Raw genomic sequence first — 1,881 nt, 5'->3', positions numbered from 1 at the left:
CGAAGTGCAGGTGCTCTCTGATTATGATGGCCATGGGATACACCTCTATGAGCGTGAATGTTCGATTCAGAGGCGGCACCAGAAGCTTGTTGAGGAGGCGCCATGTCCGATCATGACGCCTGAGCTTCGGGAGAAGATGACAGATTCGGCATTGACGGTTGCCAAGGTCTGTAATTATACAAATGCCGGGACCGTTGAGTTCCTTTATTCTGAGGGCAATTATTATTTTATGGAGATGAATACCCGTCTCCAGGTGGAGCATACCATCACAGAACTGGTCACCGGAGTCGATATTGTCCGCCAGCAGCTTGCAATAGCGTCCGGTGAACCGCTTGCTTATGAACAGGATGAGATCTCTCTCCGCGGCCATGCAATCGAATGCAGGATTAATGCCGAAGATCCCCTGAATGATTTTGCTGCAGATCCTGGTAAGATCGTTCGTTATCGTTCTCCAGGCGGACCCGGCATCAGGGTTGATTCAGGTATCCATGTCGGGTATGCAATCCCGCCCCAGTATGATTCAATGATCTCTAAACTCTGTTCCTATGGCCTCACCCGGATAGAGGCGATCGAGCGGATGAGAAGAGCCATTTATGAATATGTGATCCTGGGAGTGAAGACGACCCTGCCACTCCATCACTCCCTTATGCATAACCGACAGTTCATCCAGGGCAATACGCACACACATTTCCTTGTGGATCAGCAGATCATGAGGAACCTCCAGAGTTATTACCGCGATGAAGAGTCCCGTATGCAGACTCTCGCCGCATCCCTCCGTCAGGGAAAGGAGACGGCAGCGGTTACAGCAGCAGTCAATGTGTATATCCAGCATATGAATAAGGGTAAACAAGCCTGAAATCTCCAATTCTATCAGATTTTTTTCTTTTTTCTTTCTGTTGCCGGGGTTCTCAGGATATCAGGTTCCCTGAAGCCATATGGCAAGCTATTTACGAACAGGCGCCCTTCTTATTATGCACAAGCCGTGCAAACATCAGATGCTGCGGTGGCCTAGCTGGTTAGGGCGCCAGACTCATAGGGTTTTGAGCAATCGAAGGCGCCATCATCTGGGATATCTGGAGGTCGGGGGTTCGGATCCCCCTCGCAGCACTCCAACAGTAGGTTAGTAATCTAAAACCTAAACAGAACGATTTGTGCTGTTTTTTCAATTCTTCTTTCTGAGTATGTTCTTTATCATGCAGATTTGAGTGCATTATAAACCATCGCATACCCACTCACATACACCTGTCGCACATGGGGCACATTGAGTCTTTGATCCTATCGGGATCTAGAGACCAGAATTCGGGGATTTACAATCGTTCCCACATCATATTAACCTTTTTTGTGCAAATTTTTATAAAAAAATTCAAGTTAAACTAAATAATTATCATATGGACAGGTTGTATTGTTCTTCGTTTCAGAGTAGAACACCTGGTAATACAAAATAGGTATAAATGATCGACACCCTGAACAACAGATCGTCATCTTTATCGTTATAATAGAATCAAAAGGTTATCAATGGCAACAGATCTCTGAGGTACAGGGTAATAATAATAGGAACTATTGTGAGTCATATGAACCATAAAGGCACTTTATATATATGTATAATTCTACTCCTCTGCTTTGTAGGAGCTGTTCAGGCATCAGAAAATACTGAAGCGATTTATGATCAGGGGGTTATGCTTTTTGAAAGTGAGAGATATAGCGAAGCTCTGGAAGCGTTTAACAAACTAATCGAATTAGATCCCCAAAATGCCGATGCCTGGAACTATCGTGGATGGTCACTCTGGCGAATGGATCGGAATGTAGAGGCTTTGGAAGCATGTAACAAGGCACTTGAAATTGATCCAAATCATGTGAGTGCATGGACGAACCGCGGTGTGG

At 45.3% G+C, this 1,881-nt stretch carries 1 protein-coding gene, 1 tRNA gene and 1 pseudogene; all 3 read left to right on the top strand.

The annotated features are described in order from the left end of the window. Positions 1-856 (top strand): annotated as a pseudogene (locus tag QCH34_RS11745) (acetyl-CoA carboxylase biotin carboxylase subunit); the annotation flags it as partial. A gap of 141 nt (positions 857-997) precedes the next feature. Next, positions 998-1,107, top strand: a tRNA-Met gene (locus QCH34_RS11740). A 464-nt stretch (positions 1,108-1,571) separates the two neighbouring features. Beyond that, positions 1,572-1,881: tetratricopeptide repeat protein (locus QCH34_RS11735; RefSeq protein ID WP_300334417.1), on the top strand; the 310-nt coding region annotated here is incomplete at its 3' end.

This window comes from Methanocalculus sp. (assembly GCF_029762515.1).
GTDB lineage: Archaea > Halobacteriota > Methanomicrobia > Methanomicrobiales > Methanocorpusculaceae > Methanocalculus.
This window is presented reverse-complemented; position numbering and strand designations above follow the sequence as displayed.